The sequence below is a fragment of the Fulvivirga kasyanovii genome, assembly GCF_009711405.1.
In the GTDB taxonomy this organism is placed as follows: domain Bacteria; phylum Bacteroidota; class Bacteroidia; order Cytophagales; family Cyclobacteriaceae; genus Fulvivirga; species Fulvivirga kasyanovii.
This window is the reverse complement of sequence record NZ_SMLW01000035.1, coordinates 1-299: the sequence shown is the minus strand read 5'-3', so window position 1 is coordinate 299 and position 299 is coordinate 1. Positions and strand designations below refer to the sequence as shown.

General features: G+C 49.2%; 1 protein-coding gene. It reads left to right on the top strand.

All coding sequences use genetic code 11. From position 1 onward, the window contains the following. On the top strand, nucleotides 1–206 hold a 206-nt coding region (locus E1163_RS30790), incomplete at its 5' end, for a hypothetical protein (protein ID WP_221417845.1). Nucleotides 207–299 lie beyond the last annotated feature (93 nt).

The following is a 299-nucleotide window of genomic DNA, read 5'->3' as shown; positions in this document are numbered from 1 at the left end:
GCGGATGTCTCTCGAAGAGGACCCCGCGACATTTAGTGTGCAGGCTTCTGACATTACGCAGGTCAGGCTTTACTAGTGCTCTTAACTTCGGGATTCCGGATATTTTCTCCGTTGCTCTGCGAAAATTCCGGAATGACGTGGTATGGGTTAGCGGGTGGATGCTCTTGCTGGTGTATGACCTCACCCGGCAGCAGACAGCAGGTTAGCTTTAGCCGGAATGCCCTCTCCGACACGGAGATGGAGTTTTGACTTTGCTATTCTTCGGTTGATTTTAACGTTTGATATTTATCACACTCAAA